This is a genomic window from Megasphaera geminata F0357, from assembly GCF_000239275.1.
In the GTDB taxonomy this organism is placed as follows: domain Bacteria; phylum Bacillota; class Negativicutes; order Veillonellales; family Megasphaeraceae; genus Megasphaera; species Megasphaera geminata.
Genome location: NZ_JH417567.1, coordinates 39,595 through 65,795 on the forward strand (window position 1 = coordinate 39,595; position 26,201 = coordinate 65,795).

Consider the following 26,201-nt stretch of genomic DNA (forward strand, 5'->3'; position numbering starts at 1 on the left):
TTCTTTCGGATGCTTACGGTTTATGACTCCGGACGCCTGTGTACGGTCCGTCTCTAAAAAATAAACCGCGCCATAAGCAGGATAAAGAGAACAAGGCCGCCGATAATGGTAATCTCGGGCCATCTCGTCTGTTTACGGCGCCGTTTTCTCCCGGCCGCCGCGAATTTCGGCGCACCGATTCTGCGCCGTTCGGGTACGGGCGGCTCCGGGGCCGTATGACGAAGATATGTTTCAATCAGTTCTTCTCCGTCCAGTCCCAAAAAACCTGCATAGGCCCTGATGAATCCCTTTACGAAAACCGCACCGGGTATGCTGTCGTAGTTATCCGCTTCCAGGGCCGACAGATACTCCGTCTTGATGTAAACCGCGGCGGAAACTTCCGTCAATGTCCGTCCCTGCGCTTCCCGCTCGCGCTGCAAAATTTCACCTATTGAAGACAACTCCTCCGTCCTCCGTTATCTTTCCCCGCCTGAATCAGTGCGAGAAATATTTAGCCTGTACCTGGTCGGGCGTCATCAGAATATCACGAGCCTTACTGCCGTTGGAAGGCCCGACAATCCCCATCTCTTCCATCGTATCCACCATGCGGGCGGCACGGGAAAACCCGATGCGGAAACGGCGCTGCAGCAACGAAACCGAGGCTTGCCCCGTTTCCATGACCATCATGATAGCCTTATCCATGAGCTCATCTTCAAAAAAGTTACGGCCGCCTTCGTTATGTGAATCTTCCCTTTGTGCCGCTGCAACGGCTTCATTATATTGCGGCTTGCCTTGCGCTTTAATATATGCAACGACTTCATCAATTTCACCGTCGGATATAAAAGCGCCCTGTACGCGTACCGGTTTCGACGCCCCCATGGGATAAAAGAGCATATCGCCCTTGCCGATAAGTTTTTCCGCACCGGCCATATCCAAAATTGTACGCGAATCGATCTGGCTGGATACGGCAAACGCAATACGGCTCGGCACATTGGCCTTAATAAGGCCCGTAATGACATCCACGGACGGGCGCTGCGTCGCCAGGACGAGATGCATCCCGCAGGCACGGGCTTTTTGCGCCAACCGGCAAATAGAGTCCTCCACGTCACCGGCTGCGGCCATCATAAGATCGGCCAATTCATCGATAATAATAACGACATACGGCATGGCTTCCTGCGGTCGGAGTTCATTATACCGTTTAATATCGCGGGTCTTCGTCAAAGCGAAGCGTTTATACCGTTCATCCATTTCGCGGACAGCCCAACGCAAAATATTGGCGGCCTTTTTCGGATCCGTAACGACTGGCGTCATCAAGTGAGGGATCCCGTTATAGTTTGAAAGTTCGACCACCTTCGGGTCTATTAAAATAAGCTTAACGTCTTCCGGGCGCTGCTTGAAAAGAATGCTTGAAATAAGCGTATTGATGCACACGCTTTTACCGGAACCGGTCGAACCGGCGCCGCGCATATGAGGCATTTTCGTCAAATCGGCAACAACAGGCGTGCCGGCAATATCCTTACCGAGACCGACGGGAACGCCGCCCGCCGCATTCCGGAAAACTTCCGTATCAAGAACATCCCGCAAACATACGGGCGTAACTTTTTTATTCGGCACTTCAATACCTACTGCCGCTTTACCGGGAATAGGCGCTTCAATACGGATACCCGTAGCCGCCAGTTTCAAAGCGAGATCGTCGGCAAGATGAACAATCTTACTTACCTTGACGCCCGCCGCAGGTTCCAGCTCATATCTCGTGACGGCAGGACCGCGACTGGCCGTAAGCATTTTCGCATCAATATTGAAACTCTTCAAAGTATCCTGAAGAATTCGGGCATTCTGCCGCACTTCATCACTGAGCCCCGCTTCATGGGAAGAGCCGCGATGCAGGAAAGAAACGGACGGCAAACGGTATGTCTTTTCTCCTGCGGCCGTCGGTACGGCGGTCTGCCCTGCCGGCCCCACCTCCGCCGTACCTGCCGTAAGTTCCGACTCAAGAGGTTTCAGGCCTTCAAGCAGCGGCGGCACGGCGGGATCGCGGGGCGGCACGGCGGTATACGCGGCCGGTTTCGTCCTGTCCACAACCGCTTCGACAATGCCGTTGCCGTCATAATCCGCCGTTTCCGGGGCTTCTTCCTCATCTGCAAAGCATTCCTCCGGCTCATACCCGCGGTCGTCACGTTCCGCCCCGATACCCTCATCGGCAGCAGCGTCGTAATCCGCCGCTTTATCGCCCCGTAGCGTGCGTTCGTGTGGATCGAAAGACAATTCGTCGGCGGACGACACTCCAGAAACGGCGGACATCGCCGTCCCGTCCGGAGAATTGTCAAGAGCGGATTCTTCCCGTTCAATATCAAAAATTTTCCGGTCTTTACGCTGCTGCCAGGAATTCTGTACAGCCTGTGAAGCGGTTTGAATGCCCGTTACGGCTTTTCCGGAAATGCGCGCCACTTCTTCCGTCGTCACTTCCTGGGCAAACGCTACGGGCTTTGATATGGATACCTTTTTCCAAATCATGAGAACAATAACAAGCGCCCCGAAAAGAACGAGTACAGCCCCGAAAGAGCCCAGGGAACCGCGCAGAAAGGAGGCAGGCACGGCTCCGAAAAAGCCGCCGCCGAGACGAAGGGAACCGGGCAGGAATTCTTCCCCCTCTCCCGTAAAAAGAAGATGCCAGAGACTGAGCACAAGTTCGCATGACAAAGCGCCCATTACCCAGTTTCCGGTAAAGCGGCAAGGCCTTCCGTTTCACAATATATTGCAACCCCGCTATAATCAGTGCGACAGCGACGATAAGCCGTCCCGTCCCGAAAATATAAGCAAACACATCGTCAAGGGCATAGCCTATTTGTCCCGTATCCACCCCGACCATACCGACGGTGGAAATATACCCGCTACTAAAAAGACAAGGCCGAGGATTTCATACTTCAGCCAGGGTGTACCGCTCTTTTTGCCGCGCCTTGCCGCACTTTTCCTCGTACCGCCTGCTGCGGAGCGTTTTTTCGCGGCAGCCGTCGTGCTTGCGCGGCGCCGTTTACGTTCGGCCAACTTCTTCACCTACCAACAGTAATCCAACCTTTATGAACAGGCTTTCGCCCGTTCATTTGTTTGGTTCCGTGACCATATAGAAAGCCGCCAAGCTAACTTAGCGGCCGCATAATCAACGATTACGATTCAAAAAAAAGCCCCACCATGCCGTCTATAACCGAGTTTTGAGCCTGCCGAAGCAGGTGGGTGTCCTCCTATAGAGCTCAACAGTCCAGTAAAGGCATTGTCTTACCGAAATAGAGTCCGGACCCCCTATGTAAAGGTGTTGGTTCAAAACTTCGAGACCATTTACGTACACAGTAGGGTTTTCTCTTGCATTCAGTAAAGAAAATCACCAAAAAAATCAAGTCATACCGCCTCTTTATCCATATCCGTGCTGTATACGGCCCTAAGGGCGGGAGATATACTTATTCGGACGGCCTCAGAATATGGCATCTCATATAGGGACGAAGTACTTCCGGAATGATGACGGAGCCGTCCTCCTGCTGATAGTTTTCCAAAACGGCCGCAACTGTACGGCCGACGGCAAGGCCCGAGCCGTTCAACGTATGCACGTATTCAGGCTTGGATTTCGCATCACGACGGAAACGGATATTGGCACGGCGCGCCTGAAAATCTTCCGTGTTCGAGCAAGATGAAATTTCTCTGTATTTGCCCTGAGCCGGGAACCATACTTCTATATCGAAGGTCTTGGCCGCAGAGAAACCGATATCGCCGGTGCAGAGGCAAACGACACGGTACGGCAGGCCCAGCTCCCGCAGAATCATTTCAGCGTTTTCCGTCAGCTTGTCAAGTTCATCATAGCTTGTTTCGGGAGCCACGTATTTTACCATTTCCACCTTGTGGAACTGATGCTGACGGATGAGGCCGCGCGTATCCCTGCCGGCGGAACCCGCTTCGGCGCGGAAACACGGAGTCACGGAGGTAAAGTAAACGGGCAGTTCGGCGCCGTCAATGATTTCGCCGCGGTAGTAGTTCGTCAAAGGGACTTCCGCCGTCGGAATCATGAACATCTCCTGTCCTTCGATACGGAACATGTCGTCATAAAACTTCGGCAGCTGTCCCGTACCGATCATGGAATCGCGGTTGACAATATACGGCGGAATAACTTCCGTATATCCGTCCGTTTCCGTATGGCGGTCGAGCATAAAATTATACACGGCACGTTCCAGGCGGGCGCCGGCGCCGAGATAAAAATAAAAACGCGAACCGGCTACTTTACCTGCCCGTTCGGCATCGAGAATGCCGAGATGTTCACCGATTTCCCAGTGATTTTTAGGGATAAAGGAGAAGGCCGGCGTTTCCCCCCATTTACGAACTTCCGGGTTGTCACTGTCGTCTTTACCGACGGGAACGGACGGATGGCACATATTGGGAAGCATGAGACGGATCTCCAGCATCTTGTCTTCCGTTTCTTTTACCCGGCCGTCGAGGGCGGCTATTTCATCGCCGAGCGCTTTCATCGCCGCGATTTTTTCGTCCGCATTTTCTTTACTGCGCTTTAAAACGCTGATTTCTTTCGTAACCTCATTGCGGCGGCTCTTCATGGCTTCCACCCGGCCCAGCAATTCGCGGCGCCTTGCGTCCAATTTGATAAAGGCGTCCACATCGACACGGGCATTGCGATTCTTCAAATTCGTTTTTACGGCTTCCAAGTTTTCACGTATAAATTTTGTATCCAACATCGTTTTACTGTTCTCCTTTCACCTGACAGCTTTTTATAATCCTTTTTGTTCGATTCCGCTGAAAAGATACCCCAAATGGTTCGTCGAATTAAGCAGTACCAGACGCCACAGGCCGTTTTTCTCTTCCAGCACGTTGATGCAGGCGTTGTCCTGCTTAATCTGCCAAAAACACTTTTGCGACATACCGAGAAGGTCGCAGATGAGCGCTTTGTTGACGGCATCATGAGCGGCTGCAAGGACGGTTTTACCGGCCCACCGCGTCGCATAATCATCAAAAGCGGCACGGGCGCGGGCACACACATCTGCTAACGATTCGCCGCCCGCCCCGGGCATTTGCACCGTATGAGGCGCCGTGTGCCAGGCTGCAAATTCGCGCGGATAGGCGGCTTCAATTTCACCGGCCAGACGGCCTTCCCAGTCACCGTGGTCGATTTCTGTCAGGCGCGGATCTTTTTGAACTTTTTCACCGTGCAGTTCCGCACAAAAGGACGCGGTCATAAACGCCCGTTCCAAAGGACTTGAAATAAACGCGTCAATATGCACGTCTTTTAAGCCCCGCGCCAACAGTTGCCCCTGTTTCAACCCGCGCTCGCTGAGGTGTGTATCTTCCCGTCCCTGATAGCGGCCTTCAATATTCCACTGTGTTTCGCCGTGACGTACCAAGATAATGCGTACCATCGATTACCTCCTATTGATTCGGTTCACAATGAATAAGTTTCATATCCAAAATGCCGTCAATCGCTCTGAGCTTGAGCATGACATCATTGGGAATATCATTTTCCACGGCAACCGCCATAATATTGGTCCCCTTCTTCGTCATCTTCCCTACTTGCATACCCGTAATATTGATCTGCGCTTCGCCGAGGATTGTCGAAATCTGGCCGATCATGTTCGGCCGGTCGATATGGGGCGCTAAAAGAAGGTAATTTTCCGGCGTAAAGTCGACACGATATTCATCGATCTGTACTATTTTAGCTTCCGTGCGATTGAAACAGGGTGCCGACGATGCTGTGCCCGCCCTTCGGGGTGACGATACGGACCGTTACGGCACCGACAAAATTACCGGTATCACTCGATTTCACTTCCTTGACAGAAATATGGCGCTGTTTAGCGAGATCCGGCGCATTGACGAAGTTGACCGAATCCTGGAGAATGGGATTTAAAGCGCCTTTCAATACGGCCGTCGTCAAAAGGGCGGTTTCCGTTTCCGCCAGCTCGCCGGTATACTCGACGCTGATTTCCTTCATCGGTCCCTCAGCTAAATATACACCCAGAATCCCCATACGTTCCATCAAATCAAAATAAGGGCGAATGGTCGTATAGACATTTTGTGCGACAGGCGCCATGTTGACGGCTGTCGGTACGGGTTCACCGCGAAGACCCGCCATAATCCCCTGCGCCACGTCAACGGACACGCCTTCCTGGGCTTCAACGGTCGAAGCGCCGATGTGCGGTGTAACGACAACATTTTCCAGTCCTATGAAGGGGTTAATATCCGTAGTGAGCGGCTCTTCCGGGAAAACGTCAACAGCCGCGCCGGCTACTTTACCGCTTTTCAAGGCTTCCGCCAAAGCGTTAATATCCAAAACCGCACCGCGAGACACATTGATAACGCGCACGCCGTCTTTCATCCTGGCAAATTCTTCCGTACCGATCATACTGCGCGTTTCTTTGGTAAGCGGCGTATGGAGCGTAATATAATCCGATTCCCGAAGGAGCGTATCCAAATCGACAAGCTCACAATTTAGCTGTTTTCCCCGTTCTTCCGGAATATACGGGTCATACCCGATAGTACGCATTTCCATAGCCTGCATGCGTTTGGCAATACGCGAACCGATACGGCCGACACCGATGATGCCTATGGTCTTATCTTTAAGCTGAATGCCGGTGAATTTCTCACGCTTCCATTCGCCCGCCATGAGCGAATCGTGAGCCTGCGGAATATGTCTCGTCACGGCAAGAATCATGGCGCAGGTATGCTCCGTCGCGGCAATCGTATTCGATGTCGGCGCGTTGACGACAATAATGCCGCGGGCTGTCGCCGCCTTAAGATCGATACTGTCGATACCGACCCCGGCCCGGCCGATTATTTTAAGTTTCTTCGCCGCCGTAATAACATCGGCGGTCACATGCGTCATGGAACGGGTAATCAATCCGTCATAGTCTCCGATGCAGTCAATAAGACCGACTTCGTCAAGATTGGTTTTAACGTCCACCTGATACCCCTTTTCACGTAACAAGGCGACGCCCTTTTCCGATACGTCATCGCTTACTAAAATTTTCATCTTATCTGCCATTGTCCTATCCTCCGAATTTTTTAGTGACTGCGGCGAAACCGCTCCATAAAACCGGCTAATTTTTCACAGCCTTCCAACGTAACGGCATTATATATGGAGGCGCGGCAGCCGCCTAAAGACCGGTGCCCTTTCAAACCGATCAGCCCTTCCGCCTCGGCTCCGTCAATAAATTCTTTTTCCAGCTCCGCCGTTGCCAAGCCGAAGGTTACATTCATCAGGCTGCGTGAATCTTTAACGGCATGTCCCCTGTAAAAACCGTTGCTTTCATCAATTGCCGCATAAACAACTGCGGCTTTTTCTTTGTTTTTTTGCTCCATAACTGTCAGGCCGCCGTTCTCATCAAGCCAGCGGAGAACCTTGTTGACAAAATAAATACAAAAAACGGGCGGCGTATTATATGTCGAATCGTTAGTAAAGAACGTATCGTATTTGAGCATAACAGGCAGGTCTTCCCTTGCCGCGGCCAAAAAAGATTGCTTTATGATGCCGACGACGGCCCCTGCAGGGCCGACATTCTTCTGAATTCCCGCATAAAGGAAATCAACTTGGCTCATATCAACGGGACGGGCGAGAAAATCACTGGAGGCGTCACAAATAAGAGGTACGTCGAAAGCCGGATAATCACGCCACTCTGTACCGTGAATCGTATTGTTCGAGGTAATATACACATAATCCGTACCGTCTTGTACGACAAAGTCCTCTTCTTGCGGAACATATGTAAACGTCTTTTTCACTGGACGCCACATCGTATACATCACCGAAAAATGAAGCCGCTTCCTTCGCCTTACGCGACCAGACGCCCGTATTGATATAGCCGCCCTTGCGCTTCAGAAAATTGGCGCCGTGCATGAGAAACTGCATGCTGCCCCCGCCTTGCATAAAGGCTATCAGATAATCGTCGGGAATATTCAACAGCTTTCTCAATAACGCAACGGTTTCATCCTGCATCCGTTGATATGCTTCACTGCGATGACTTGTTTCAACAATACTCATTCCCGTACCGGCAAAATCCAGAAATTCCTGTTGAACCTGTTTCAGCACGGTCAAAGGCATAGCCGACGGACCGGCATTAAAATTGTATACTCTTTTCACCTTTGCTTCACTCCCCTGCATAAAAAACAAAACGGAGACGCAGTCCTATTGGGACGAGCCTCTCCGTATCTCGCGGTACCACCCAACTTGCCGTAAGCCGAGAAAAAAAGCTCCCGTCCCGAACAGGGACGAGAGCATACTCCCGCGTTGCCACCCAACTTGCCTTACGGCCGTCTTTAGACGCTGTATCGGGCGTACCCGTCAAATTCTTCATTTGCCGCTCCGGAGCGGAACGCCTCACAGCCCTGTCGCCTCTCACCGTCCGGCGGCTCTCTGAAAAGGGTCTCTGATTTGCTTCTCCATCAATGCGTTTCATATGATTTAAATTATCCATAGTATACGTATTTTCGTACGCCCTGTCAAGACAAATTCTTCCTGAAGCATATTCACTTTTTCAGTTTTCTTTTACATAAAAACTTTCATTTCTGACTGCCGTTCCCGTTTCTAACAAATTTGTAATCTGGACAATTTCAGTATTATTTGTTATGCTTTTTATATGATAATTATTATTGCTTTGTAAAAGGAGGTTTTACCATGGCATATACACTGCCTGATCTGCCGTACTCGTATGCGGCGCTGGAACCGTACATTGACGAAGAAACCATGCACTATCATCACGACAAACATCATCAGACATATGTAACGAATTTGAACGGCGCAATAGAAAAACATCCGGAACTTTTCTCTAAAACGGTGGAAGAATTGATTTCCGATTTAAACGCCGTTCCCGAAGATATTCGCACGGCTGTCCGCAACAACGGCGGTGGCCATGCCAATCATTCCCTCTTCTGGAAAATCATGGGGCCCGACGGAGGAAAAATAAGCGGTCCCGTCGCCGACGCCGTCACCGAAGCCTTCGGCAGTGTTGAAGAATTCCAAAAACTATTCGCACAAGCTGCTGTCAGCCGCTTCGGCTCCGGCTGGGCCTGGCTGGTTGTAAATAAGGGCAAGTTGGAAATCCTGTCCACAGCCAATCAGGATTCGCCGTTAAGCGAAGGAAAAAAACCTATCCTTGCCTTGGACGTATGGGAACATGCTTATTACTTAAAATATAAAAATGCCCGGGCCGACTATATTTCCGCTTTTTGGAACGTAGTCAACTGGAAAGAAGTAAACAATTACTTTGAAGCCGCAAAATAAGAACCGTGCATAAAAGCGACCGCCTTCGGGCAGTCGCTTTTATTTTTTGCCGAATCCGTATAATTTTATATAAAAACCGATAATACAATCTGATACAAAAACAATATCCCTCTTTGGATAGGTATGAGAACGGCTCCCAGAACATTCGTCATTAATAAAGCAATGAGAATTAAAAAAGAATACCGTTCCAATCCCGCCAGTTTATAGGCCCATTGCCCGGGCAACAGGGCGGCCAGAATCCGGGAGCCGTCCAATGGCGGGAGGGGCAGTAAGTTAAAAACGGCAAAATTGATATTATACAGCACAATCAACTGCAATACAAAAATCATGCCGTCCGATAAAGAAATATGGAAACGGCCGAGTACGGCAATGACCGACATGGCCAGAAAGGCGGCGATAAGATTGGCTCCCGGGCCGGGGCAAAAGCGACGAGGATTTCCCCTTTCCGCCAATTGCGGAAATTTCCCGGATTGATCATAACCGGCTTGGCCCAGCCGAATCGGGCGACAAAAAGCATGATAAGGCCGACAGGGTCAATATGCGCAATCGGGTTCAACGTCAGCCGCCCCGCTTGCTTCGGCGTATCGTCTCCCATAGCAACGGCCGCGCGGGCATGCGAATATTCGTGAACAACCATAGCGATAATTAACCCGGGAATGCCCGCCACCATGGCAAGTATATCATAATTAAACATGAAAACCTCCAAGTATGAAACTTATATACGCGTCGGAACACATATATACAAAGTATATCATACTTGGAAAACACAACAATATGTACATGATAAAATCTGCAACAGATACTTTTTAAGAAGGATGTCTCATCGGGGCCGGTCTTTACCACATTGCACAAAAAAAAAGGAAGCAATCTTACGTAAGTCTTTTCTTACCGGTCTCATGCCGCATGCGCTCCATATTTTTCCGGAATCCGTCCGAATCGGCCATAGTTATGCGAGTATAAAGCACCTCACCTATGTCCATATGAACCATGCGGGACGTTCCGGCTTCAGTCGAATAATTAGCTTCCCGTCCTATGCCGTGCAGACAAATATCGGCAATTTTCGCCAAGGGCGACAGGATGTGACCGGTTATAACGATAACGGCCGCCCCTTTCTTCTTTGCGATCCCCGCGTACCGAAAATACAATGTTTTTCATTTACAAGCCGTATATATGATATATCTTTATCACTTATATGAAACTGTATCCGCCGGACTGCCGGGAAGGAACAGCACGGAAAAAGGCCGGAAACATTATCCGGCCTTTTTTCAAAGAGAAAATTGTTATGTGACTCCTGCCGCATATACGGCATATATATTTTATCCCGAATTTACGGAAGCAGACTCGCATAAATGCGTTGGAGGTTGGTCTTCATCCGTTCTAAATAGGTCTTGCCGTCCTTATTGCTTTCTATCGTATCAAGGAGTTCAACCTTAGCCCCCACCTCTTCCGCCAGGGCTTTCGATACGGACGGGCTTACCATTTCTTCCGCAAAAATCGTCGTGACATGGTGTTCCTTCGCATATTCCGCAAGTTCCGCCAACTGTTTTGGACTCGGTTCTCCTTCTGCAAAGACATCTTCTACGCTCATCTGCGTGAGAGCGAAGTCACGGCAAAGATATGCGAATGCCGCATGACCCGTCACGAACTCGCGACGCGGGGCGTCCTTAAAACGGCCTTCATACTCTTGCTGCAATTCATTCAACTGAGCAATGTATTCACGTGAATTCTGTTCGTAAAACTCTTTATTGTCCGGATCCGCCTTACCCAGAGCCGCCGTAATGTTTGCAACTTCCGTCGCCGCATTGCGCAAGCTGAGCCATGTATGGGGATCGTATTCACCGTGTTCTTCCACTTCTTCAGGATCCGTATTTTTGATAGCGTCCACACCCTTGGATGCCTCTACTTTTACGAGTTTGTCATTATGTGCGGCTTCAACAGCTTTTTCTATCCACGGCTCCATACCCATACCGTTATAGACAAGCATATCGGCTGTCGCCAAAGCTTTCATCGAATCCGTCGACGGCTCAAATTCGTGCGGCTCCGTACCGGCAGGAATGATAGTAATAATATCTACTTTATCCTTTCCCACGGCCTTCACAAATTCCGCCATTGCGTCGAAGGTAACAGCCACTTTCAGCTTGCCGTCCTTTTTCGACTCTTCTTTCTGAGTCGTACCGCAGCCTGCGAGTATGGTTACTGCCAGAATCGCACTCATTGCTACTGCTAACCATTTTTTCACTATATCCACTCCTTCTTGAGCAAATGCAAATCATCTGCATTAAATCAAAAAAAGGATAGCATAGCGCCCCCCTTCTGTCAATCTTATGAAGATGTGCTGATTTGTCACACCCTATGCGGAATACAAAAAAGCGCCCCGAAAATCCCGGGACGCTTTTTACCGAACACTATAACGTATCGTTATCCTTTAACCGCTTCAATAATGCGATATATACCGTCGACGAAGAAGCCCGCGGCTACGATATATACTGCCGCTACAATAGTCGCCATCGGATTGAAGAGGACGAGAATCCCGAAAATGAGGGAAATGATACCGAAGCCAAGCGAGGCTTTTCCCACCGCCGGTACGTACTCTTTCAGATGAAGTCCTTTGGCAAACACAAACATGCCCTCCACCACAAGCCAAATGCCCAAAAGGATCGGCATCACGATCGGCAGCGCAATATAGCCGACACTTACAAAGTACCCGGCAATAATAACATTGAGAACGGCCGACAGCAAAAATGAAACATGCCGCAGTTCTTTGGAAACGGAAAAATACGTGACAACCTGTGCGAGCGAATTAATAAGAAAAGCAACGGAAATCAACCAGCTGTACACAATAAGATTGGCAATCGGCTCTATACAGAGGAAATAGGACACGACTATATACAACAGCCCGGAAATAACAAGAAATGCTCTGCTTGATGTTTTCATAAAAAGACATCTCCTTAAATTATAAAAAACTCTGCGTCTTTCAAATATATTTCTCAAGGTACGCGCTCCATACATCCAAGCCGTCTGCCCGTACCGTACAGCCGGTTTGGTACCCGTCAGTCTATATGTATTTCCGCTTCCGAATAGAGAGCGGCCTTACCGGCCATAAAGATTTTTTCACCGGCCACCCTGCAATATATAGTGCCGCCGCGACGGGAAGCCTGATAAGCGACGATTTCGTCTTTACCTAGCCGCTCGGCCCAATAGGGAACAATATGACAATGCCCGGAACCGCAAACCGGATCTTCCTGTACGGAAAGTTTCGGCGCAAAACTGCGTGATACGGTATCCGCAACCTTCCCCCGCGCTGTTACATGCACGAGAAGCCCGTCCAAGGTTTTGACCTTTGCAAAATCAGGCGCCATCGCCTCTATGACCGCCCCGTCGTCATAGACGCAAAGAAGATCGCGACCCATGTACGCCGCTGCGGGACGCACGCCAAGAGCTTCTTCCATAGCATCCGTAACATCCACTTCATGCAGCGTATATTTCGGAAACTCCATTTCGTAGAGGTCGTCTTTTCTCGCAACGGTCAAAGCGCCGCTGCGCGTAGAAAAAGTAATAAACTTCGCATCTTTTTCATAAAAACGGAAAAGCACGTAAGCGGCGCCTAATGTAGCGTGGCCGCAAAGATCGATTTCTCCGCCCGGAGTGAACCAGCGCAGACGATAAATATTTCCTTCTTTTACGGCAAATGCCGTTTCAGACAGATTATTCTCCCGTGTAATATTCATCATCAGTCCATCGGAAATCCATTCATTCATAATGCAGACTGCCGCGGGATTACCGGCAAACACCTTATCTGTAAACGCATCGACTACATACTGTTTCATTTCCTTTCCTCCTGATACATAGAATTATCGGACGGTTTCAGAGATTCGTCCTGCCTCGGAAAATCTGTTTATAAATATCCGCGTCCGTATCCGTAAAAACATTGAACAGAACCTTGATTTTCTTATCCTTATGTTTGTTCAACCATTCCGTCACCGTCCTCACCGCAATTTGTGCCGCTTCCTGTGCGGGATAGCCGAAGACTCCCGTGGAAATGCAGCAGAAAGCCACGCTGTCTATGTTTTTTTCGGCACATAAATCAAGAACGTTCACATAACAGGCCCGCAAATCTTTACGGCTTGCTTCCGTCGGTGTACGGCCGCCCACAGCCGGACCGACGACATGGATGACATGCTCCGCCGGCAGATTATACCCTTTCGTCAATAAGGGAACGGCCACGGGCGAACTGTATGTACCGCTGCGGAGAAGCGCTTCCACGCCTTTTGCGCATTCTTCGCGCAACTGCACGCCCGCTGCCGAATGAATGCAATTATCAATACAGTTATGGAGCGGCACGAAACAGCCGAGCATCCGCTGATTGGCCGCATTAACGATAGCTCCCACAGCAAGCCTCGTAATATCGCCCTGCCAGAGATATACCTCATCGGCCCACGCTTCATTACGGGAAAACTCCTGAGCGACTGTATTCATATACCGCAAAAGGACAACGCCCTTCTTATTATTTTCTTCCCGCAAATATTCGTCCTGAATTTTGAGAATCTTCTTATCCGTTTTCTTCGGAGGACGCACATTAACCAAGGCACGGAGAGTATTTTTCTTTTCATCTTCACTTTCGCCTTCAGCCGGTACCCCGTGATCGGCACAGCCTTCTTCATCGGAAAAATAAGCAATCAATGCATCTAACCGTTCCTCTTGTGTCATTACGCATTTCTCCCTTTTCGTATTCTATACCCGTATTATACACTATTTTTCATATATTCTTCCATAGGCTTCCTTACCGTTCTTACACAGCTTTTCCATGAAAATAAAAAGCTGCAAGCATCTTGCTCACAGCTTCTTTATTTCCGTCAGTCAGTTCCAAATAGCCTTCATAAGCGGCCGGTACGATTCTTCCAGATGCTGAATAATGACATCAAAAAGGACCGATAAGATATCTCCGTCCACATCATCATTACTGATATAGCACATATCAAGAAGAAGTGCCCCTTCTTCATCAATACAGTACTTGAAGGACTTGTACGTGCGGTTGTATTCGTTTATCAATTGATAGACAGCCATTTCGTTCCCGTCCTTCAATACTTTCGGGGCAATGAGAACGCGGATACTGCCGTACAAAGTGTCGTCAAGGACAAAAATCAGAGGCAATTTTGTCCCCTGCGCCTCAATAAATGTTCTGAAAATAACAGTATGCAGTTCGTCATCATGCATGTCTTCCATTTCAAACGCTTCTATTCCGGCCTTCTTTAAATATGTCCGGAAGGCCTTGGCTTTCTTATTCATCTCTGTATCACTCCGTTCTTACCGGCCGAATCCGTCAGGCGAATAATCATTCTATCCCCTCGTTCCTCATTATACAGAGATTGCGAAAGCCTTGCAAAGCCGCACTTATACTGATATTCGATGACTTTTGCCCGTAGCATAATCGATTTCGATACCGGGCTGATTATTATACACATAAACATTGAATTTTATACCGGCACCGTCGTCTTCCACGGAAAGGGCTTCCATCTGCACGCCGGAAGCGACGAGGTTTTTCCCCTCAAAAACGGGAGTCACCCTGTAAAGCACATGGTTTTGCGTTTCTTTGATGTAATCATGGACCATGTTTTCAAAAGGCAGCATGCCCTGTACATTTAAATAACGCGTGCCCGTAATGAGGTTTCTCGGGTTTGCGTTTTCCGCCGTCAGCTGGTAACCGATAAGATGGCAACGATTGTATAAATATTTACCGTCAACATTATCATATTTTGTCGTCTGCCAACCGGTCGGCTTGACCGAGCCTATGGGTTCCCGTTTTTTCGTCGGCATCAGGTCCGTCCCTATATTGGCGAAGGCGGGACCGCAGCGGCCGAGCGGATCGAGGTCGCTATAGCGTTCGGTCGACGCGGCAGTCATTTCCTCCTTGCTGAAAGAAGGCTCATTATTGTTGACGATAACAAAAGGTTTGCCGTTAAATGCCGGTACAGACGCCAAATCGACGACGGCACGGCCGCTCTCATTCTGCCCGTTCTGCACGGCAACAGGCCGTGTATCCGTCTCGGCTCCTTTTTCAACGACACTGCCGCAAGCCGCAAGGAGCAGGCCTATCGCTGCAAAAAGGACGAGAACCGACTTTTTCCACTGTATCATCTTCTATATACCTCTTCCGTTATTTTATCATGTGACGAGCCGGCAAAGTCTTCACTCCCGTCAAGGTGCCACGGCGCTTTATCCACAGGCAGGTCAAAGAAGAAATCGCCCGGGTAGGCGCGGTTCCATTTGTAAAGGACGACCGATTTCGCCGCGTCCGCCACAGCCCGTACACTCACATCTTCAATAAAGCAATAGGCCCCGTCGGCGGCCTGTTCCAGAAAATGTTCATCTATATGGAGCACGATGTCAACACCGTCAAAAAGAGTCGCCGAAAAAGGACTCACCCACAGTTCCCCGTTACAAAGGGAGGCGATACGTTCGTTAAGGACGCCGTCTCTGCTCTGGCGGCGCCCGTTAAAAAGCAGGCCCATCCTGTCGTCTACAGCCGCTACGATATGCATGGTTTCCTCCTCTAATAGGCCATTGCCTCTTCCGGGGTCAGCCAGTAATGAATGCCCGTCGTTGAATCGAACCAGCGATCTTCGTTAAAATTTCCGACTTCCAGCCACTGCCCGACGCGATAGATAAAGTTCGGATCGACGAGGGACACGGCTTCATCATACGAACGGCTGCCGTCAAAATTTTTAATGGACAGGACTTTCGCCTTATTTGTCCGACAAGAATGCAGGGTCGCCGATGTGCGTTTGGCGTCGGCCGGAATGAGAAGTTGCACGAGAAGATCATTAAAGCACTTTTTATACCCCAGGAAAGCGCCCGTTGCCGGCGGATAAAGGCGGAAGAATTGCGTCCGCTCATCATCAACAATGCCGTCAAGACGTGCATGTTCCAAATTGGCGCTGTACAGGTTGGCCCCTTCGATGTGAGCATTATGCAGATCACAGCCGCGTAAAGCGGCTCCACTTAAATCGGCATCACGCAGATTGGCAGCAGCAAAAGACGTATTGACACAGCGTACATTGGCAAGATTTACGCCGGTCAAATCGGCGCCGGCAAAGGAGACGTCTTCAAAATCGGACCATTCCATATTGAGCCCCGACAAATCAACACCGGCCAGATTAAGATGAGAAAAGCGGGAACGGCTGAAATCCAGCTTTTCCCGTTCTTCCCGCGGCAGGCCGACAAGTCTGTCAATATCCTCTCTTGCAATATCTTTCATACAATCACCTTCTTCGTTAAAGACGCGTGATTTCTTTATACCGCGGTTTTACGACCCACGCGCCGCGTACATCCATGACCCCGTAAAGACCGTTGACTTTAACGATAGAAAGGCCGTTATTAAAGAGCGTTACGCCGCTGATGTCACCTTGCGTATCCGTATAAAGAACACGGCCCGCCTTATCGATAATGGAATATTTCTTATCGACGTTCATCCAGGTGTACTCGTCGCCGAATACATATATGACCGCTTTTTCAGGGAACGTCGCAACGATAGCCCCTGTCGTTCCGTCAATAAGATACTGCACTTTATTTTTTGTGACGCTCAATCGGTCGGCGCTCAGGAAAGTCACATTATCATACGCGAAATCAGTCAGCTGCACGCCGTCGACGACACTGAAGATGGCGTACTTTCCTGTTTCCTTATCCTTCAAGGCCACATTACCGTTAATATCGTCCCAGGACTCCTTGCTGACATCGTAGTTGCCGGGCGCGATAATATAACGCCCCTGCCGGTTCACATAACCGAGTTTCCCTTTATTCTTAACAAAGGTGCCGAAATCGGAGATCGGCCATACTTCATCATTTTTACTGTCAATGACGATCGCGCCGGTGCGATCAATATAACCGCGCTTAATACCGTCATAAGAAAGAGACAGCTCCGGCCCGTAATAGGTGCCGTGATCAATAACGCCGCCGAGCACCACCCCTAAAACGCCGCCCCAGTTAAACTTGTGTACGGCCCGATGATATTCGGCGAGACCCTTACGGTAAGCGAAAAGTTCATCATACGGCACATCAAAAAGCTCCCGGCCCGTCGTATCGACGGCAACCTTTTTCCCCTTGCCGTTACGTACGAAGGCGATGCCTTCACTGAAAGGCGCAAGGACTTCTTTATAAACGGGCGGCAAGAGAATCTTGTCGTTACTGTCTTTAAAGCCGTATTTACCGTTTTCATGGAACGGGCGAATACCGTCATCTCCGTCGATATGCACTTTTTTCTGAGGTGTATCGGACGGTAAAATCCGGCCGGTTTTGTCAATGAGGATACGGTTTTTCTTCTCTTTCGTCCAGAATTGGCCCGCATTGGCAGCGGCCGTGATCTCTTTATACTGCGGCTGTACCAAAACGGTTCCGTCCGTACCGAGAAGGCCGTATTTCCCATTATCCTTGAATGTGCCGAGAACTCCGGCCCGATAGTTTTCATCATAACGTCCATGTATCTTGCCGGCGAGGCCGGACGGCGCCCGGTGGTCCCGGATCTTCGGTATGAAAATCTCGCCGATACCGGAATTAACAGAGGCTCCTGCACGTTTCTCCGTTGACTTTGTCCTTTCAACACTTGTCGTCTGCGATGTTGTCACCGTCGTTGACGCCTCTTCACGATGTGTATGTTCGTAAATATGGGCCGGCTCCTCTGCCTGTACACCGATTGTGACGGCAATGGACAGGGCTGCGGCACTTAGTACGGATTTTATTATTTTCTTTTTCATTTTATTCTCTCCATATACTTTATTCAGCCTCAAACAGAGGCAATGTTTCCAGGAAGATGATATCGTCGCGTTTAGCCGCATCCCCCTCGGCAAGTATGGCCGCTTTGGCAATAACAGCCGCACCGGCCTTATCGGCCAATTCCATAAGCGCCTTTAAGGAACCGCCCGTGCTGATAACGTCATCGACAATAACCGTTTTCTTGCCCTTGATGAGAGCCACATCCGCATCAGACAGGCAGAGCATCTGTTTCCCCTTTGTTGTAATCGATTCGTCATCGACAACAAGGGGATTTTCCATGTACGCCTTAAAATCCTTGCGTGCCACGACATAATGCGGCATGCCAAGAATACGCGCCATCTCAGCCGCCAAGGGTATACCTTTCGTTTCAGCCGTCATAATGATTTCTGCATCGGACGGGATCCTTCCGGCCAGTTCGGCCGCCGTATTGACCGTAAGTTCTGTATCGCCGAGAATGACGAAACCCGCTATAGCGAGCGTATCGGTTACATTCAGAATCGGAAGCTGCCGCGTACAGCCGGCGACGCGAAGCTTATAATATTTTTTTGCCAACGTAAACACCTCAATAGGCCCTTATGAGGGCGTTTTAAATTTTCAAATCAATGACGGCCGATACACCGACGCCCTGAATGCGCGACGCTCCGGCCGGATTGGCACTGTCAACGGGAACGAGCCCTTTAGCACGAGCAATATTATTGAAACTCCCCTCCACTTGAGCGACAGCTTTAACACGTTCCACTTCCGCTGTCGGCCCCGTTACCTGAGCGGCCCCGACACGGCTGCCGTTACCGAGGCTGACAATAGGGACAACCTTTGTCGCATAAGTTGTTCCCAAGTTTTTCTGGTTAAGCAGTTTATTTAAAAAACTGTTAATGGACGGGCCGTATTTATCCACGCCCACACCGACAATACCGCCTTTGATGAGTCCGCCCAAGCCGATAGCTTCTACGGGAAGCGCGGCACCGAAAGAAGCAATGCCGAGAGAAATGGCCAGAGAGGCCGCAATCAGTTTCTTTTTCATCATAATCCTCCTATAACATCGTATATGTATATTATATCAAGAGCCCACGGTCTGTGAAACCCCTCATAAAAGGTTACGACAAGACATAAAAGATTCCTTTCTCATATGAATATGGTATATAATAGCGTCATATCATTATTTCGGAGGTACGTATGTTAAAATACCGACTTCAAAAAACAGGTTCCCGTATATATATGCTGTTTAAGCAAGACCCCTTACTGCATGTACTGATTTTTCTCTTTGCAGGCCTTATTTGTTTCTTTCCCGCATCGCCGTCCGTCACCTGTACGGGCCTCATTCTCATGTGCGGTCCGGCTGTCCTCTTGCAGACCTATGTGCTGCGCCGCCGGCGTTTCAGAACAATCAGCACCGTAACGGGCCTCATCGCTTCAGCAGCCATGTATACTCTTTCAATAACGGCGGACAATACGGGCGTTTCTGCCGTCTTACTCAACCTGTCCGCTCTTTGGCTCTTTACCGTCCTTTTACAATACGTAACCTGCGATGCGACGGACAATGCCGTTTCCGCCGTTTACGAAAGATTCCTGCAATTTATAAAGAGCGGTGCCGTGGCGACTCTCATTTGCATCTTGCTCGCTGTCATCCTTCTTTTTACGTCCCTTATTTTACCTTCAGGCATATACTTCGACATCGTCAGGGGGGTAATTTCTGCCTGGCCTTATGGATCCTTCTTTTTTTCATCGTCCTTTTTTCGTACAACGGCAAACCGTCCGCCCCCGGCAGGCTCTACACCCGTATTTTTAAGACCGTCGTTCCAAAATTTTCCGTCTTTTCGGGAATTCTGGCCGTTATATACCTCTTTTTAATACTCATCGACGTTCGTCCCGACGCCCGTTTTCTCTATACCTACTATCCGTACGTGACCTTGTACTATCTCTTCTTTCTGGCAAGCTTTCGTATTAAAGAAAAGGTGCCCGAACAGCCGCTCATTCTGGTTCTTTTCTCGGCGCTTACCGCCCTATGCCTCATCCTAACGATTAAACGAGTCTACGTCGATTCATCCCTTATCCTCGGTGCCGTTTATATCATCCTCTTCAACGGCCTTTTTCTGCTTCACAACCTGTACCTATTCACCCGCAGGACAGGCCCGGGGCCGCATACGAAACTCCTGGCTCTCGTCATGGGGCTCATTATGTTCATGCCCCTTATCGGCTATACGTCCTTTATCCGCTTCGTTACGTATACACACGAAGCCGATACGTACGTGCCGCATTTTTCCGTCGTCGGTCAGTTTGACGGCTCTATAGAAAAAGCACAAGCCGAGGCGAACCGTGAAGAGACGGCAAGGCGGAGGCAAGGCGAGCAACAGCCGGAAAATACGGTAATCTTCCGCCCTCGCGCCAAGAAACAGGTTTCTTACGACATTGCTCCGTACACTGCGGCCATCTTTAATCTCAACCTGTCTCTTTCGGATGACTCGTCACACAGCACTCACGCCGACAAGGGCTTCACCTTTGCCCTTGCCGATAAGGGAAACATCCTTGTCATTACGGCGCCTGACGGAAGTACGGAGCGATACGACCTGCCCGATACGGTAAGACAAAACGAAAGCCTTGACGAACATACGTCCATCATCGTACAAACGGACACGTCCCTTCTCGTCATCAGCCAGTACTTCAACAACGGCACGACGGCAACCGTCACCTTCGACTTCTTCGGGAAGTAAAAGAGGCTGTGAAAACAAAAACTGCACATTATACAACAAAAAGACGGCCCGGGCCGTCTTTTTGCATATCCCCTAAGGGTATAGGAATTTATACTTACTTATATTCAGGGAACCACTTCTTCAGGGAACCACTTCAACGTATCAACGTTGTGCAAAGCTTCCGCTTCGCTAAATTTGCTTTGCCCTGTACGCACCGCTTCTTTGGCTACGGCTACGGCCACGGTGTGAGAGAATTCGGTCAGTTTATCGACAGGCGGTAAAGTAGCCGCACCGGGCTGCGTCGTATCAATAATACCGCCCAAGGAGTGCGCGGCCGCTGAAATCATTTCGTCCGTCAGGAGCTTTGCTTCCGAAGCTAACACGCCCAATCCCAGGCCCGGATAGATGAGAGCGTTATTAGCCTGCCCGATGTAGTACATAATGCCCTTATACATGACGGGAGCAGCCGGAATACCCGTAGCGACCAGCCCGCGGCCGTCCGTCCATTCGATGAGGTTTTCCGCTTTCGCCTCAGCCAGTTTTGTGGGATTACTGAGTGGGAAAATGAAAGGGCGTTTCGTCGTATCCGCCATATGACGGACAATTGATTCCGTAAACGCGCCGGGAACGGTAGACGTGCCGACGAGAACAGTCGGATTCACGGCTTTTACAGCCGCTTCAAGCGTCGTCAGTTCATGAGAGTTCACAAATTCTTCGCGCTTACGCGTAAATTCTTTTTGCTCCGGCGTAAGTCCCGGTGTGTCATCGAAGAGAAGCCCCTGCCTGTCGACCAAATAAAAATGCTTTTTCGCTTCTTCAGGCGACAACCCTTGCGCCACCATTTCCGAATACACGCGGCGTGCAATACCGCAACCGGCCGTACCTGCACCGAAGCACATATACACCTGATCGATCAGCTTTTCTTTCGAAATTTCCAGACCGCCCAAAATGCCGGCCAAGGTGATGATCCCCGTCCCTTGTATATCATCGTTAAATACGGGATAAATCTTATTGTACTTTTGAAGCAAAGCGGCTGCATGATCTCTACCGAAATCTTCAAAGTGCAAGTACAGTTTCGGGAAGAGTCTTTCTACCGTTTCTACAAAAGATTGGAGGAAGTCGTAATATTTTTCTCCCGTCACCCGTTCATGACGATTACCCAAGTATAAGGAGTCGTCCAAAAGGGCCTTGCGATTCGTACCGCAGTCCAGGATAACGGGCAATACCTGCTCGGGATTAACGCCGGCAGCTGCCGTATAGACCATAAGTTTGCCTACGGAAATATCGACACCGTTCGTCCCCCAGTCACCGATACCTAAGATTTCTTCCGCATCGGAAACGACGACAAGACGAATATCCCGTCCAGCCGCACCGCTTTTCAAGGATTCCTCAATATCTTCGGGCCGGTCAATAGACAAAAACACGGCATTTTGAGGGTTGACGAACAATTCGCTGTATTCTTCAATATTTTCGGCAATAACCGGATCATAAACGACAGGCATAAATTCAGCTACATGTTCACTGAATACCTTATAAAACAAGGTTCGATTCGTATCGAACAACTGCATGAGAAAACGCCGTTTTTCAATACCCGCATCTTTACGGCAAATATGTTCATATGCCTGCTGCGCCTGTTCTTCAAGAGACTGTACGCGAGGCGGCAACAAACCGACCAACCCGTATTCCTTACGTTCTTCGTCCGTAAAGGCCGTCCCTTTGTTCAAAAACGGATCGTTTAATAAATCGTACCCTGTTTTTTTCATCGTTACTCCTCCCTTTCGGGCAAACCGAAAACCAAATATTTTTATATGAGTAGTTAAATATTATATCATAATTCAAAGAAAATTCTCCCCGAAAAGACGATATCCTATCCGATTACACTACAGTCTGCTCGCTTTCATAGTTATTTTTTATACTGCATTTTGAGAAAGAAGCAGTATAACGAAAGCGTTTGGATATTTTATTCCAAAGAATTTTATGTTGAATCAATTTTATAAAATGCATCCACATGAGAAGGAAGATATGGCTATTACAGGTTTAATTATTAGGTATTTTAGCAGGTGTTATTTTGCAACAAGGCCAGTTTTGTATTTCCGGACAACTAGGCATATATTGTTCAGTCCCGTTTGCTTGCGGCAGCGGCTCCTATTGCCGTTGCCGTCGCCATCCAAATGGTAGGTTTTTACGTCTTGTCCGAGTACGGATACATTACGATCCCGTCCTCGCCCATGCCGTTCCTGGCAACGCTTGCAGGCGCTTTATTGTTCGGCCTGAGCATGGGTATTACCGGTTGTTGTTTGACGGGACAGCTCTTCCGAGCCGGCCAGGGCCTCATTTCGGCAACATACAAGTACATTTAAAATTTGTGGTCTCAGTAGGAAAACTTCGTATTTCCAAGCTTCCCGGAAAATCATGAGAGTGTTTTGCTTTTCAGACCCTCTGCACAACATCGCCGTAAGATATCTCAAAGGCCCCTTTTCTACGTCATTACGGAGCAACCGCATATGTTCTGCCGTTCCATGTGAGGCGTGCTAAGCCGTAAATACCATTGCGGTGCGCCTTCTAATGCTTTCTTTACTTGACTGACAGACGAATTGCTTTGTATTACATCAAGAGTTTTTTCACAGCTACATTTGCCGTGAAAAAACCGACCTACGTCAGTCGTATTTTCCGGTTCTGACTGACGTAGGCCGGTTCCATGCCAATTCACTGTCAAGTTTTTTACTTTGCTGTCAATACATATTACGTATTATTGGCCACAACCGCCCCTACTACTGCCCCTATCACAAAGGCGGCCGCTTCATTGCCGTGACCGGAATCATGATGAGTTTTTTTTGGTTTGGGAGGCGGCGCTTCATGATGAGCAGGCGGCTCATCCGGCGGCGGCGGAGCGGCATAAACCATAGCCGTACCTGCAGTAAATGTCATAAACGAAGCCGCGACCATTATCATTTTCATCTTCTTGGACAAGCATAACATAAGTGTCACACCCCTTTCATCAACCTTTCGTTGATATCCGAATTATATGAAAACTCATCATCAATTTCAAGTACCCGGAGAGAATTGGCATTATACTGTAGAAATCGCGAAAAATATCTGTCAAATATAACCGGCAGAACACACCTCGAGTCGTTTTTCCTTTCCCGTTCCATCTGTCCTGTGAAGAACCCTGTATAATATGAAACCGGCGCAGCACATATGGGCCGCACCGGTCGTTTTATCAGTAGAGGCTTTGGTAGATTTCCAGGTAATCCCCTTCTTTTAAGGGAACAAAGTTATTGTCTGTCAGTCGCTTTTGATTGGTTGCCACGGAATTGGCAAAACTTTTTAAGTCGCTTTCTTTTACTCCGTATTCATGTAGGGGCTTTTTCGGCAAAATAACATTAAGAAGAGTTTCCAGTTCTTCATAAACCCGATCCGTCGTCGTATCCAGAAGGTTCGCTATAAAAGCATTGAGCCTGGAAATTTCGCCGTCTTGCCGGCGCTGCATGTAGGCTTTCATCACTCCTGTAAACATGGCGTAATTCGATTCGCCGTGGGCTACGTGATACATAGCGCCCAAAGGATAAGACATGGCATGTACGGCCGCACAGCCGGCATTACCGAAGGCTATGCCCGCATAGGTTGAGGCCATAAGGAAGTCTTCCTGTAAAGGAAAGCGGGCATCAATACCGCGCTCCCTAATCTGTATGTAGCCGCCGATGATCTTCTCAATGGCCTTATAGCTGAATATTTTTGTCGTTTCCGAGGCCTTCGGCGAAAGAGCCGATTCAACGGCATGAACGAGGGCATCAATGGAGCTCGTCGCAAAAACCTTGGACGGGAGCGTCTGCAAAAGTTCGGGCACAAGAATAGCTTTATCCGCATAAAATGCTTCTACGGCAAGACCCTTTTTCATATTTCTGCCGTTCAGGGAAAGGACGGCCACATTCGTTACTTCACTGCCTGTGCCGCACGTTGTCGGCACGATAACCAATTCTCTCTCCTTAACCGGTTCCATTATACCGTCGTAGAGATCAAGGACAGGAATAACGTTTTTCAGACAAAAGAATTTGGCCAGATCGATGATTGTACCGCCGCCGATGGCGATGATCTGTTTCGGATTTCCCTGAATATCTTTATAAATGGCTTCAGTCATATCATCGGACGGCTCACCCGCACCGTATTCTTCCTGGAAAATAACCTGACAGGGCAGATTGAATTCCGCAAAATAAGGGCCGTAAATATATTGATTTGTAAGAATCAAGTCATCGGCCGTAATATTCAGGTCGATAACCATTTGTCTGCATGTGTGATAGTGTAAAATCGTGGCTTTCAGTGCCAATTCCTGCATTGTAATCCATCCTTTCACGAACGCATGTATACTATGTTCTTATTATAACATACTCTCCGCTTCCTGTACGAGAATTGCCATGCTTCTCTGCTATAAGACCCGCAGCTGCGTACCTTTATCCGTATGCAGCCGCCATGTTCCCCGTCCTGTCTCAATTCGCAGTACGCCTGTAGCGAGACTGTTATCTTCCATCCATTTAATACCGATGCGTAAGGCAGGCCCGATTTTCATGTTTTCGTTTTTATAGCCGCGTGTGCGCGATGTATCTTTTCGATTATAAGCAACGGTCACTGTACCGTCAGGATTGAGTTCTTCAAGTAAATGTCGGATTTGTCTGCCATATCGGAGAGAATCGACCATTTCACCCATAGCGGGAGCATAAGCGCCGCCGAGGATATTCACGGCCCGGTCAAGTTCTTCCGTCGCTTGCAGACCTGTGCGTATGCAGGCAATACCGTTACGCAGGAAACGCTCTTTCATAAAAGCGGCCCGACGTACACCCTCGTCAACGGTTAACGGTCTGTAGCTCCCTTCTTTATAGAGGTCGGCCAGTTCCGTATTATCGATGACGACAACCGGATAGATACGTGTAAAATCGGGTTTCAACGCACAAATTCTCTCTGTCGTGGCCATCAGGCTGGCCCGGTCTTCCTCAGGCAGTCCCGGCATGAGCTGTAATCCGACGGCAAAATTTTGTTCCCGCAACAGCATAACAGCCCGCTCCACATCTGTTGCCGTATGGCCGCGCTTCGCTTTACGGAGAACGGCATCGTCCATGGACTGAACGCCCAGTTCAACGACGGTAACACCATATTTCTTTAACCGCGCCAACTTGTCCGGCGTGATACAATCCGGCCGTGTCGAACAGCGTACGGCGGCAATTTTTCCCGCCTTTAAGGCTTCGTATGCAGGCCGCAGCAGCTCTTCCTGCAACGCCTCAGCAACAGCCGTAAAAGAACCGCCGTAAAAGGCAACTTCCCAATGACGCGCTTTCCCCCGTGTATATTTTTCAATGCGTCTTGCCACCTCCTGACCTGTCGGCACGTCTTTGTGTCCCGTAATTTTCTGCTGATTACAGAAAATACACCGATAAGGACAGCCCAAATGGGGAATAAAAACGGGAATAATCGATGTTTTCATACAGTCTCCTGAAAAAAAGGCCGATGCGGATGCATCG

Annotated in this window: 32 protein-coding genes and 1 other RNA gene; 4 read left to right on the plus strand and 29 right to left on the minus strand. The window is 49.2% G+C overall.

Features of this window, described 5'->3' with window-relative positions; all coding sequences use genetic code 11:
• Positions 1-53 precede the first annotated feature (53 nt).
• From HMPREF0080_RS01005 to HMPREF0080_RS09830, 11 genes are all read right to left on the minus strand, one after another.
• Positions 54-440, minus strand: coding sequence for a helix-turn-helix domain-containing protein (locus tag HMPREF0080_RS01005; RefSeq protein WP_040346725.1), 387 nt, complete (start codon positions 438-440; stop codon positions 54-56).
• A gap of 34 nt (positions 441-474) precedes the next feature.
• Positions 475-2,688: a DNA translocase FtsK gene (locus HMPREF0080_RS01010; protein ID WP_006789229.1), complete on the minus strand. Its 2,214-nt coding sequence runs from the start codon at positions 2,686-2,688 to the stop codon at positions 475-477.
• A 132-nt stretch (positions 2,689-2,820) separates the two neighbouring features.
• Entirely contained in the window at positions 2,821-3,024 is a 204-nt protein-coding gene (locus HMPREF0080_RS10130) for a hypothetical protein (RefSeq protein WP_083817894.1), read from the minus strand.
• 132 nt (positions 3,025-3,156) lie between these two features.
• Positions 3,157-3,333, minus strand: a non-coding RNA gene (gene ssrS, locus HMPREF0080_RS09350) — 6S RNA.
• 98 nt (positions 3,334-3,431) lie between these two features.
• Entirely contained in the window at positions 3,432-4,709 is a 1,278-nt protein-coding gene (serS, locus tag HMPREF0080_RS01015; protein WP_006789231.1) for a serine--tRNA ligase, read from the minus strand.
• 33 nt (positions 4,710-4,742) lie between these two features.
• Complete coding sequence (locus HMPREF0080_RS01020) at positions 4,743-5,387, minus strand: histidine phosphatase family protein (protein WP_006789233.1); 645 nt, start codon at positions 5,385-5,387, stop codon at positions 4,743-4,745.
• A gap of 10 nt (positions 5,388-5,397) precedes the next feature.
• Positions 5,398-5,598: an ACT domain-containing protein gene (locus HMPREF0080_RS10380; protein ID WP_006789234.1), complete on the minus strand. Its 201-nt coding sequence runs from the start codon at positions 5,596-5,598 to the stop codon at positions 5,398-5,400.
• A gap of 82 nt (positions 5,599-5,680) precedes the next feature.
• The gene (serA, locus tag HMPREF0080_RS01030; RefSeq protein WP_006789235.1) at positions 5,681-7,006 is read right to left on the minus strand and encodes a phosphoglycerate dehydrogenase; all 1,326 of its coding nucleotides are present in this window, start codon (positions 7,004-7,006) and stop codon (positions 5,681-5,683) included.
• A 20-nt stretch (positions 7,007-7,026) separates the two neighbouring features.
• Entirely contained in the window at positions 7,027-7,740 is a 714-nt protein-coding gene (gene serC, locus HMPREF0080_RS01035; RefSeq protein ID WP_280959812.1) for a 3-phosphoserine/phosphohydroxythreonine transaminase, read from the minus strand.
• Positions 7,628-8,098 (minus strand): aminotransferase class V-fold PLP-dependent enzyme, encoded by a 471-nt coding sequence (locus HMPREF0080_RS11200; RefSeq protein WP_280959813.1) that lies wholly within the window; start codon positions 8,096-8,098, stop codon positions 7,628-7,630. The genes serC and HMPREF0080_RS11200 overlap by 113 nt, the downstream gene beginning before the upstream one ends.
• A gap of 7 nt (positions 8,099-8,105) precedes the next feature.
• Positions 8,106-8,339, minus strand: a complete 234-nt coding sequence (locus tag HMPREF0080_RS09830) for a hypothetical protein (RefSeq protein WP_156795269.1) — start codon at positions 8,337-8,339, stop codon at positions 8,106-8,108.
• Between the two features lie 293 nt (positions 8,340-8,632).
• Here HMPREF0080_RS09830 and HMPREF0080_RS01040 point away from each other — a divergent pair, with 293 nt between their 5' ends.
• Entirely contained in the window at positions 8,633-9,238 is a 606-nt protein-coding gene (locus tag HMPREF0080_RS01040; RefSeq protein ID WP_006789238.1) for a superoxide dismutase, read from the plus strand.
• 65 nt (positions 9,239-9,303) lie between these two features.
• Here the strand turns inward: HMPREF0080_RS01040 and HMPREF0080_RS10385 are convergent, their stop codons facing one another.
• The 14 genes from HMPREF0080_RS10385 to HMPREF0080_RS01105 form a co-directional block, all read right to left on the minus strand.
• Complete coding sequence (locus HMPREF0080_RS10385; protein WP_006789239.1) at positions 9,304-9,567, minus strand: site-2 protease family protein; 264 nt, start codon at positions 9,565-9,567, stop codon at positions 9,304-9,306.
• The gene (locus tag HMPREF0080_RS10390) at positions 9,564-9,932 is read right to left on the minus strand and encodes a site-2 protease family protein (RefSeq protein WP_006789240.1); all 369 of its coding nucleotides are present in this window, start codon (positions 9,930-9,932) and stop codon (positions 9,564-9,566) included. Before HMPREF0080_RS10390 ends, HMPREF0080_RS10385 begins: the two co-directional genes overlap by 4 nt.
• 175 nt (positions 9,933-10,107) lie before the next feature.
• Positions 10,108-10,383 carry a MurR/RpiR family transcriptional regulator gene (locus HMPREF0080_RS01050; protein WP_006789241.1) on the minus strand — a complete coding sequence of 92 codons (276 nt, stop codon included), beginning with the start codon at positions 10,381-10,383 and terminating at the stop codon, positions 10,108-10,110.
• Positions 10,384-10,565: 182 nt separating this feature from the next.
• Positions 10,566-11,480 carry a metal ABC transporter substrate-binding protein gene (locus HMPREF0080_RS01055; protein ID WP_040346771.1) on the minus strand — a complete coding sequence of 305 codons (915 nt, stop codon included), beginning with the start codon at positions 11,478-11,480 and terminating at the stop codon, positions 10,566-10,568.
• 176 nt (positions 11,481-11,656) lie between these two features.
• Positions 11,657-12,172, minus strand: coding sequence for an HdeD family acid-resistance protein (locus HMPREF0080_RS01060; protein ID WP_006789244.1), 516 nt, complete (start codon positions 12,170-12,172; stop codon positions 11,657-11,659).
• A 116-nt stretch (positions 12,173-12,288) separates the two neighbouring features.
• Entirely contained in the window at positions 12,289-13,065 is a 777-nt protein-coding gene (locus HMPREF0080_RS01065; protein WP_006789245.1) for a PhzF family phenazine biosynthesis protein, read from the minus strand.
• Between the two features lie 37 nt (positions 13,066-13,102).
• The gene (locus HMPREF0080_RS01070; RefSeq protein ID WP_006789246.1) at positions 13,103-13,945 is read right to left on the minus strand and encodes a protein-ADP-ribose hydrolase; all 843 of its coding nucleotides are present in this window, start codon (positions 13,943-13,945) and stop codon (positions 13,103-13,105) included.
• A gap of 150 nt (positions 13,946-14,095) precedes the next feature.
• Positions 14,096-14,524, minus strand: a complete 429-nt coding sequence (locus HMPREF0080_RS01075) for a YbjN domain-containing protein (protein WP_006789247.1) — start codon at positions 14,522-14,524, stop codon at positions 14,096-14,098.
• A gap of 105 nt (positions 14,525-14,629) precedes the next feature.
• The gene (locus HMPREF0080_RS01080) at positions 14,630-15,373 is read right to left on the minus strand and encodes a DNA/RNA non-specific endonuclease (RefSeq protein ID WP_006789248.1); all 744 of its coding nucleotides are present in this window, start codon (positions 15,371-15,373) and stop codon (positions 14,630-14,632) included.
• Complete coding sequence (locus HMPREF0080_RS01085) at positions 15,370-15,777, minus strand: hypothetical protein (RefSeq protein ID WP_006789249.1); 408 nt, start codon at positions 15,775-15,777, stop codon at positions 15,370-15,372. The genes HMPREF0080_RS01080 and HMPREF0080_RS01085 overlap by 4 nt, the downstream gene beginning before the upstream one ends.
• A gap of 11 nt (positions 15,778-15,788) precedes the next feature.
• The gene (locus HMPREF0080_RS01090) at positions 15,789-16,493 is read right to left on the minus strand and encodes a pentapeptide repeat-containing protein (protein ID WP_006789250.1); all 705 of its coding nucleotides are present in this window, start codon (positions 16,491-16,493) and stop codon (positions 15,789-15,791) included.
• A gap of 16 nt (positions 16,494-16,509) precedes the next feature.
• The gene (locus HMPREF0080_RS01095; protein ID WP_006789251.1) at positions 16,510-17,985 is read right to left on the minus strand and encodes a WG repeat-containing protein; all 1,476 of its coding nucleotides are present in this window, start codon (positions 17,983-17,985) and stop codon (positions 16,510-16,512) included.
• 19 nt (positions 17,986-18,004) lie between these two features.
• Positions 18,005-18,556: a phosphoribosyltransferase family protein gene (locus HMPREF0080_RS01100; RefSeq protein ID WP_040346773.1), complete on the minus strand. Its 552-nt coding sequence runs from the start codon at positions 18,554-18,556 to the stop codon at positions 18,005-18,007.
• A 34-nt stretch (positions 18,557-18,590) separates the two neighbouring features.
• Positions 18,591-19,025, minus strand: a complete 435-nt coding sequence (locus HMPREF0080_RS01105; protein ID WP_040346728.1) for a hypothetical protein — start codon at positions 19,023-19,025, stop codon at positions 18,591-18,593.
• 152 nt (positions 19,026-19,177) lie between these two features.
• Between HMPREF0080_RS01105 and HMPREF0080_RS01110 the strand changes: the two genes are divergently transcribed.
• Positions 19,178-19,852 carry a hypothetical protein gene (locus tag HMPREF0080_RS01110; RefSeq protein ID WP_040346731.1) on the plus strand — a complete coding sequence of 225 codons (675 nt, stop codon included), beginning with the start codon at positions 19,178-19,180 and terminating at the stop codon, positions 19,850-19,852.
• A 53-nt stretch (positions 19,853-19,905) separates the two neighbouring features.
• Positions 19,906-20,712 (plus strand): hypothetical protein, encoded by an 807-nt coding sequence (locus tag HMPREF0080_RS01115; protein WP_006789255.1) that lies wholly within the window; start codon positions 19,906-19,908, stop codon positions 20,710-20,712.
• 104 nt (positions 20,713-20,816) lie between these two features.
• On the opposite strand, the gene HMPREF0080_RS01120 is transcribed toward HMPREF0080_RS01115, so the two are convergent.
• A complete protein-coding gene (locus HMPREF0080_RS01120) occupies positions 20,817-22,454 on the minus strand; it encodes a malolactic enzyme (protein WP_006789256.1) in 1,638 nt (545 codons plus the stop codon).
• A gap of 363 nt (positions 22,455-22,817) precedes the next feature.
• On the opposite strand from HMPREF0080_RS01120, the gene HMPREF0080_RS01125 reads away from it, so the two are divergent.
• Entirely contained in the window at positions 22,818-23,051 is a 234-nt protein-coding gene (locus HMPREF0080_RS01125; RefSeq protein WP_006789258.1) for a YeeE/YedE thiosulfate transporter family protein, read from the plus strand.
• A 382-nt stretch (positions 23,052-23,433) separates the two neighbouring features.
• On the opposite strand, the gene HMPREF0080_RS01130 is transcribed toward HMPREF0080_RS01125, so the two are convergent.
• The 3 genes from HMPREF0080_RS01130 to HMPREF0080_RS01140 all read right to left on the minus strand — a co-directional run bounded on the left by HMPREF0080_RS01130 (position 23,434) and on the right by HMPREF0080_RS01140 (position 26,164).
• Complete coding sequence (locus HMPREF0080_RS01130) at positions 23,434-23,643, minus strand: hypothetical protein (RefSeq protein WP_156795270.1); 210 nt, start codon at positions 23,641-23,643, stop codon at positions 23,434-23,436.
• Positions 23,644-23,911: 268 nt separating this feature from the next.
• Positions 23,912-25,024 carry a 4-hydroxybutyrate dehydrogenase gene (locus tag HMPREF0080_RS01135; RefSeq protein WP_006789261.1) on the minus strand — a complete coding sequence of 371 codons (1,113 nt, stop codon included), beginning with the start codon at positions 25,022-25,024 and terminating at the stop codon, positions 23,912-23,914.
• Between the two features lie 90 nt (positions 25,025-25,114).
• Positions 25,115-26,164 (minus strand): elongator complex protein 3, encoded by a 1,050-nt coding sequence (locus HMPREF0080_RS01140; protein ID WP_040346738.1) that lies wholly within the window; start codon positions 26,162-26,164, stop codon positions 25,115-25,117.
• Positions 26,165-26,201: the final 37 nt, after the last annotated feature.

Coding starts and splice junctions, on each gene's coding strand:
- HMPREF0080_RS01070 (WP_006789246.1), bottom strand. CDS start 13,945: ATGACACAAGAGGAACGGTTAGATGCATTGATTGCTTATTTTTCCGAT.
- HMPREF0080_RS01105 (WP_040346728.1), bottom strand. CDS start 19,025: ATGAAAAAGAAACTGATTGCGGCCTCTCTGGCCATTTCTCTCGGCATT.
- serS (WP_006789231.1), bottom strand. CDS start 4,709: ATGTTGGATACAAAATTTATACGTGAAAACTTGGAAGCCGTAAAAACG.
- HMPREF0080_RS01060 (WP_006789244.1), bottom strand. CDS start 12,172: ATGAAAACATCAAGCAGAGCATTTCTTGTTATTTCCGGGCTGTTGTAT.
- HMPREF0080_RS01110 (WP_040346731.1), top strand. CDS start 19,178: ATGTTAAAATACCGACTTCAAAAAACAGGTTCCCGTATATATATGCTG.
- HMPREF0080_RS01080 (WP_006789248.1), bottom strand. CDS start 15,373: ATGATACAGTGGAAAAAGTCGGTTCTCGTCCTTTTTGCAGCGATAGGC.
- HMPREF0080_RS01040 (WP_006789238.1), top strand. CDS start 8,633: ATGGCATATACACTGCCTGATCTGCCGTACTCGTATGCGGCGCTGGAA.
- HMPREF0080_RS10390 (WP_006789240.1), bottom strand. CDS start 9,932: ATGTTTAATTATGATATACTTGCCATGGTGGCGGGCATTCCCGGGTTA.
- HMPREF0080_RS10380 (WP_006789234.1), bottom strand. CDS start 5,598: ATGATCGGCCAGATTTCGACAATCCTCGGCGAAGCGCAGATCAATATT.
- HMPREF0080_RS01095 (WP_006789251.1), bottom strand. CDS start 17,985: ATGAAAAAGAAAATAATAAAATCCGTACTAAGTGCCGCAGCCCTGTCC.
- HMPREF0080_RS01020 (WP_006789233.1), bottom strand. CDS start 5,387: ATGGTACGCATTATCTTGGTACGTCACGGCGAAACACAGTGGAATATT.
- HMPREF0080_RS01075 (WP_006789247.1), bottom strand. CDS start 14,524: ATGAATAAGAAAGCCAAGGCCTTCCGGACATATTTAAAGAAGGCCGGA.
- HMPREF0080_RS01120 (WP_006789256.1), bottom strand. CDS start 22,454: ATGAAAAAAACAGGGTACGATTTATTAAACGATCCGTTTTTGAACAAA.
- HMPREF0080_RS01140 (WP_040346738.1), bottom strand. CDS start 26,164: ATGAAAACATCGATTATTCCCGTTTTTATTCCCCATTTGGGCTGTCCT.
- HMPREF0080_RS01065 (WP_006789245.1), bottom strand. CDS start 13,065: ATGAAACAGTATGTAGTCGATGCGTTTACAGATAAGGTGTTTGCCGGT.
- HMPREF0080_RS01135 (WP_006789261.1), bottom strand. CDS start 25,024: ATGCAGGAATTGGCACTGAAAGCCACGATTTTACACTATCACACATGC.
- HMPREF0080_RS01085 (WP_006789249.1), bottom strand. CDS start 15,777: ATGCATATCGTAGCGGCTGTAGACGACAGGATGGGCCTGCTTTTTAAC.
- HMPREF0080_RS01090 (WP_006789250.1), bottom strand. CDS start 16,493: ATGAAAGATATTGCAAGAGAGGATATTGACAGACTTGTCGGCCTGCCG.
- HMPREF0080_RS01130 (WP_156795270.1), bottom strand. CDS start 23,643: ATGATAATGGTCGCGGCTTCGTTTATGACATTTACTGCAGGTACGGCT.
- HMPREF0080_RS10385 (WP_006789239.1), bottom strand. CDS start 9,567: ATGATTTTTGTATTGCAGTTGATTGTGCTGTATAATATCAATTTTGCC.
- HMPREF0080_RS01010 (WP_006789229.1), bottom strand. CDS start 2,688: ATGGGCGCTTTGTCATGCGAACTTGTGCTCAGTCTCTGGCATCTTCTT.
- serA (WP_006789235.1), bottom strand. CDS start 7,006: ATGGCAGATAAGATGAAAATTTTAGTAAGCGATGACGTATCGGAAAAG.